Consider the following 6,619-nt stretch of genomic DNA (forward strand, 5'->3'; position numbering starts at 1 on the left):
TGAAGCTAAGCCAAATCCCGCACCAACCGAGCCACCTCCGGGAACAGTTCCGCCGGGCCAGCCGCCGCGACGTAGGCGTCTGGGCGCAGCAGCACGAATCCCTCCCGCGAACCGCCCAGGCTGAAGTGGGTCACCGTGCCCGGCATCCGGGTCGCCAAGGCTGCGGCTCGGGTGGCGAGTTCGCTGTTCGGCGGGCCGAACGTCACGAGCTGGAACTGTCCGGCCAGGTCCCGGTCCGGTTTCGGCTGCCAGCGCGGGTCGCGGGTTCCGGGGCGCGGCCAGGAGCGCGCGGCGGCGAGTTTTCCGCTGCCGGGCAACGGGTTCGGGCATTCCGAACGCCATCCGGCCAGGGTGGGGGCGAATTTCCGTTCCAGCACCCCGCTCGACTGCGCCAGTCGCCAGGCCAGGTTGCGCACCTTGCGCGCGACCGGGCCGGCCACCGATTGCCTCGCCATCATGCCGGTCGCGCGGAGGGTTTGCTGGATCGCGGAGCGGCGTTCCGGGTCGTAGGTGTCGAGGATCGCCGGGGCGAGGCGGCCGTGGTGTACGCCGGCCAGTTTCCACGCCAGGTTGCGGCCGTCGGGGATGCCCAGGTTCAGGCCTTGCCCGCCGATCGGGCTGTGCACGTGCGCGGCGTCGCCGACCAGGAAAACGCGGTCCGCGCGGAGGTTGGCGGCGATGCGTTCGTCGCTGGAGAAAGTCGTGATGGTGCGCAGCGACGCGACTTTCAGGCCGCCCGGGCCGCGTTCATCGAGGAGGCGTTGTACCTGCGGTTCGTCCGGCTTCGCGCCGGGCGGAAGGGCGCCCGAGATCCGGAATTCGCCACCGGGCAGAGGTGCCAGCAGCAGGACGCCGGCGTCGCTGAGGAAGTAGTGGACCTCGTCGCGGCGGAGGTCGCCTTCGAGGGTTCCTTCGGCCAGCAGGAAGGAGACCGGGATGTGCTCGCCGTCGAAGGCGATGTCGAGTTGGTTGCGCACTTCGCTGCGGTGACCGTCGGCGCCGATCACCCAGCCGGCCTCGAATTCGCGGGCGGTGCCGTCGTCGGCGGTGGCCGCGACGAGCACCGATTCCGTCCCGGGCACGACTTTCGTCACGCGCACGCCTCGTTCGACGGTGCCGCCGAAGTCGTGCACCGCCTGTTCCAGCAACGCGGTCGTCTTCTCCTGCGGAAGCACGAGCGGCCGGTTGTCGTCGTTGAGCGCGACGCGCGCGCCCACTCCGGACGGCAGGTGGTAGTGCAACGCCGCCGGACCGAGCCCCTGCTCGCGCGCGCGATCGGCGACGCCGAGTTCGGTCAGCACCTCCAGCACTGGCGGCCACAACAGGATCGCGCGGGACCCGGCACCCGGTTCGGGCGCGGCGTCCACGACGGTCACCGGCACGTCGAGCCGCGCCAACTCCGCCGCGACCGCGAGCCCGCACGGCCCGGCTCCGATGACCAGGACTGTCGTTCGCTCAGTCATGACTTTTCCACCGCCAGCTTCTCCAACCATTCGTGTACCGCCTTCGCGGCGTCGTCGGCCGCGTCTTCGAGAATCGTGAAGTGATCCCCGGCCAGGTCCGTCGTCTGGTGCGGGCCGGGCCATTCCGCGCGGGGGCCCGTCGTGGCCCGGGCCAGGAGGACCGGGGCGTCGATCTCCGCCGGGGAGTACGTCCGCACCAGGTCGAGGTACGCGCCCATCGCGGTGAGTCGGGTGTCGTCGGCCAGGTCGGTTTCGGCCAGGCGGGTCGCCATCCCGTCCAGGACGGCGGACCACGCGGCCGGGTCCGGGCCCAGGACGAAGGTGTCGAGCAAGACCACCGCGAGCGGAGTTCGCTCCAGTGCGGCGGCTACGGCGTTGGCGAGGAGGCCGCCGGACGAGTAGCCGACCAGAACGAATGGTCCTTCGGTCTTCTCCACCTCTGCGGCCAGCGTTTCGACCAGGGTTTCGAGACTGTCCGGAAGCGCCTCCCCGGCTTGGAAACCCGGCAGCGAGAGTGCGGACACTGGTCTTTCGTCCCGCATAGCTGCGGCGAAGCGGGCGAACTGGTGTGGTCCCGAGGTGGCCAGCACGGACGGGAGGCAGACCAGTTTTGGCGCCGTTCCGGACGTCGTGAGCGGGACGGTAGTGGGTGCTCCTCCGTGCGGTTTGGCCGTGGGACGGAGTTTGGCCGCGGCGGTGAGGACATCCACGAACTCGGGAAGTTTGTCGGACTCCTGGGCTTGTTTCAGGAGAGTAGCCAGCGGACTGTAGACAACCTGCGGTCCGCCGAATTCACCATTAAGTCGATGGGCTAACGCAGCCGGGGTGGGGTGTTCGAGGAACGCGGATACTGGCACCCGCAAGCCGGTCGCGGCGTTGAGGCGATTACGGAGGTCCACTGTGGTCAGTGAGTCGAAGCCGTGTTCCAGGAAGCGGCGATCTGGGTCTACTGAGGCTGCCGAGGAATGGCCCAGTACGGCGGCGGCTTGGTTGCGGATCAGGTCGAGGAGGGCCTCGTGGCGTTCCTCGGCGGGCAGTGCGGCGAGGTGGTCGGCTAGGCCGAATTCGGTGGCCGCCGGGACAACGCGAGGGGCTAGGTCGGCGATCAGCGGACGGTCGCCGTTGGTGCGGTAGGCGTCGGCGAAGGTTGGCCAGTCCAGGTCGGCCAGCATGACGTGGGACTCGCTGAGGGAGAGCGCGGACATTGCCCGCGCCGGGTCAAGCAAGCGGATTCCCCTGCTGCCCAGGCGTTCGCGGCGTACGGTGTCGGCTTTCTCGCCGGTTGCCCACGGGCCCCAGGCGATGGAGAACGTTCCGTCTTGTTCGGCTAGTGCGTCCAAAGTGGCCGTGACGGCGGCGTAGACGCCTTGGCCGACACCGCCGAACGTGCCGGAGATCGAGGAGAACAGGATCAGCGGGGCATTGGCCAGTTCGTGGAGGTTTCGAGCACCGGCTATTCCGGACTCGAACATTTCCGGCGTCAGGTTCTCCAGTGCGCCTTCTTCTAGCGGGACTTCGGTGTGCACGATTGCGGAAAGTTCTTGTCCAGCAAGAAGGTCGGCGACTGCAGCGCGATCGGTGAGGTCACATTCGACTACCGGCCCGTTGATCGAACCAGCGTGTCCTGGTTGGACAGTCTGGATCAGTTCCGCGGAAGTGTTGTCAGCGAGCCATCGGGCGACGTGAGCGCCCATCGGCGTATCGGCACCGGTGACGAGGACGGTTCCTTGCCACGACCAGGTTCCGGCGCTCGGTGTTGCGCGGACTAGGCGGCGCGCGAACAAGCCTGCGTTTCGTACCGCGATTTGGTCTTCGCCGGTGTCGCCGGACAGTGCGGCTGACCACAGCGCGGCGGTCGGTTCGCCGAGCGATTCCGGGAGGTCGATGACTCCGCCCCACAGGCTCGGGCGCTCCGCCGCGATGGCTGCGGCGAGACCCCAGATCGCCGCCTGGCCAGGGTCTGGCGTCGTGCCGTCGGCGGAGACTGCGCCGGAGGTCGTCAGCCACAGCGGGACGTCGGTGTCGAGTGCGCGGACTAGCGCGAGCGTGTCTGTGAAATCGAGCAGGGAGACGATTCCCCGGATATCGGGCTGGTTCAGGAGGTCTCGGTCGAGCTGCGAGGTCCGGGTCAGCTTCGCGCCCCGGCGGGCGAGAGCGTCCAGGCAGTGGTCGGCCCAGGCATTGCCATCTGGTGCCACGGCGAGCCAGTGGCCGGAAAGCGTTGTGGTCGTCGGCTCCGGCATTGGCCGCCAGGTGATCCGGTAGCGCCAGGAATCCTCAATGGACTTCTCCTGTCGGCGGCGGTGCCACGCGTTGAGCGCGGGCAGCACTTCGGAAAGCGATTCCTCGCCGACGTTCAGCGCTCGCGACAACTCGCCTGCGTCGGCTCGTTCGACGGCGTCCCAGAAACCAGCCTCGACCGGATCCGCCGAAGTCGCCGGGCGAACTTCCGGCCAGTACGTTTCGTGCTGGAAGGCGTAGGTGGGCAGGGTGACGCGCTGTGGTTCCGCGCCTTCGAAAGCCGGGGCGAAATCCACCGGCAGGCCGTGCACTTGTGCGTCAGCGGCGGAAAGGAGGAAGCGCGGCAAGCCGCCCTCGTCGCGGCGGAGCGAGCCGACCGTCACGACCTCGACGCCAGCGTCCTCGCCGGTTTCCGTGATCGACGACGTGAGCACCGGATGCGGGCTGGCCTCGAGGAAGAACCGATGTCCGGCTGCGATGAGGGCGCGGATACCACCGTCGAAGTCGACCATCTCGCGGACGTTGTCGTACCAGTATTCGGCGGTGAGTGATTCGGTCGGCACAAACTCGCCGGTTACTGTGGAACAGAACGGGAGTCCGCCCGGTCGCGGGGTGATGTCGGCGACCATCTTCAGGAACCGTTCTCGCAACGGTTCGAGTTTCGGAGAGTGCGAGGCCACTGTGGACACTGCACGGGTTCGGATTCCGTCCGCGGTGCAGCCAGCCACGAACTCCTCCAACGGTGCGAGTTCTCCAACCACCGTAACCGCGCTCGGACTGTTGATGCCGCCGATGGTCAGCTGTCCGGTGAAGGCGGCGAGGCGTTGTTCCACTTGTGCGGCCGGTGCCCCGACAGCTACCACGGCACCGCGACCCTCCAATTCCTCGGCGAACAACCGGCTGCGCAGAACGACGATCTTCGCCGCGTCCGCAAGGGACAGTGCACCAGCGACGCAAGCCGCGGCGACTTCGCCCTGACTGCTTCCGACAACAGCGGCCGGGGCAACGCCATAGGACTTCCACAGTTCCGCCAGCGAGACCATCACCGAGAACAGCACCGGCTGCACGACATCGATCCGCTTCAACAACGTTGCGTCGCGGATCGCTTCCCGCAGCGACCAGTCCACCAGTCCGGAAAGGACCTTCTCGCACTCCGCCATCGAACGCGCGAATGCGGGCGCGGAGTCCAGCAGACCAACCGCCATTCCCACCCATTCGGACCCTTGTCCGGGGAAGACGAACACCGCTTGCTCCACTGCCTGCGCAACACCGCGCACCAACGCTGGGTCTTCTTCCCCAGATGCCAACGCCCGCAGGGCGCGGCTGGCGGTAGCCCGGTCGTCGGCCACGACTGCTGCTCGATGTTCGAAGTCCGGCGAGCGCAGCAGTGACCAGCCCAGGTCGGCGAGTCGTTCCGGCCCCTCAACGAAGGGCAGCAAACGCTCGGCCTGCGCTCGTACTGCGGCCTCGGTGCGGCCGGAAACCAGCAACGGGACAGCTGCGGCAAACTCGGGTGAGATTGCAACTGACTCGGGTTGATATTCCAGGATTACGTGCGCGTTGGTGCCGCTGATGCCGAACGCCGATACCCCAGCTCGGCGCGGCCGGTCCGAATCGGGCCACAGTCGCGGTTCCGTGAGCAGTTCGACGCCGCCTCGCGCGAAGTCGATTTTCGGAGACGGCTCGTCCACGTGCAACGTCTTGGGCAGAGTTCCGGCCCGGAGCGCCATGACCATTTTGATCACGCCCGCGACTCCCGCGGCCGCACCGGCATGGCCAAGGTTCGACTTGAGCGAACCCAACCACAGTGGACGGTCGGCCGGCCGATTCCGGCCGTAGGTGGCGAGCAAGGCGTTGGCTTCAATGGGATCGCCGAGTTCGGTACCGGTGCCGTGTGCCTCGACCGCGTCGACGTCGGACGCCGGGACGCCTGCATCGGCGAGTGCTTGACGGATCACGCGCTCCTGCGAAGGCCCGTTCGGTGCGGTGAGGCCGTTGCTCGCCCCGTCGGAGTTGATCGCGCTGCCACGCACCACGGCCAGCACGGGGTGTCCGTGCCGTTCCGCCTCGGAAAGCCGTTCCAGGACAAGGATTCCAGCACCTTCCGACCAAGCGGTGCCGTCGGCGGCGGCAGCAAAGGCCTTGACTCGACCGTCTGGAGCCATCCCGCGCTGACGGCTCATCTCGACGTAACCGGCAGGAGTGCTGAGCACGGAAACCCCGCCAGCCAACGCGAGTGAGCATTCGTCGCGCCGCAGCGCGCGGCAGGCCAGGTGGAGCGCGACCAGCGACGAGGAACACGCAGTGTCCACCGTGAGCGACGGGCCTTCAAAGCCGTAAGTGTAAGAAAGCCGACCGGACAGCACGCTCCCCGCGTTGCCGGTCATCAGGTAACCGCCGAGGTCTTCGGTCGCTTGCGAGACGACCATGCTGTAGTCCGGCGCCCCGCTGCCGACGAACACTCCGGTCGCGCTTCCCCGCAATGCGGCCAGATCGAAGCCAGTGCGTTCGAGCGCCTCCCAGGAAACTTCCAGCAGGAGACGTTGTTGCGGATCCATCGCCAGCGCCTCGCGCGGGGAGATTCCGAAGAACCCGGCATCGAAACCGCCTACTTCCGAAAGGAATCCGCCCTCGCGGACGTAGGTGGTGCCGACGTGGTCCGGGTCCGGATGGAACAGTTCGTCCAGGTCCCAGCCGCGGTCGGCGGGGAAGCCGGAGATCGCGTCGCGGCCCTCGTCGACCAGCTGCCACAAGTCTTCCGGAGACCGCACGCGGCCGGGATAGCGGCAGGCCATCGACACGACGGCAATGGGTTCCGTCGCCCGGTCCTGGATTTCCTTCAGCCGTTTCCGGGTGTCGTGCAGATCGACGGTGACCTTGCGCAGGTATTCGCGAAGCCGCTCGGCGTCACTCAT

The 6,619-nt window shown here is 67.7% G+C and carries 1 protein-coding gene and 1 pseudogene; both read right to left on the reverse strand.

All coding sequences use genetic code 11. The features are described from left to right. Positions 1–5 precede the first annotated feature (5 nt). Positions 6–1,463 (reverse strand): FAD-dependent monooxygenase, encoded by a 1,458-nt coding sequence (locus tag F9C11_RS41835; RefSeq protein WP_409182855.1) that lies wholly within the window; start codon positions 1,461–1,463, stop codon positions 6–8. Beyond that, positions 1,460–6,619: pseudogene (locus F9C11_RS41840) on the reverse strand (type I polyketide synthase); the annotation flags it as partial. The pseudogene F9C11_RS41840 and the gene F9C11_RS41835, both read right to left, overlap by 4 nt.

It is taken from the genome of Amycolatopsis sp. VS8301801F10, from assembly GCF_046195355.1.
Lineage (GTDB): Bacteria > Actinomycetota > Actinomycetes > Mycobacteriales > Pseudonocardiaceae > Amycolatopsis.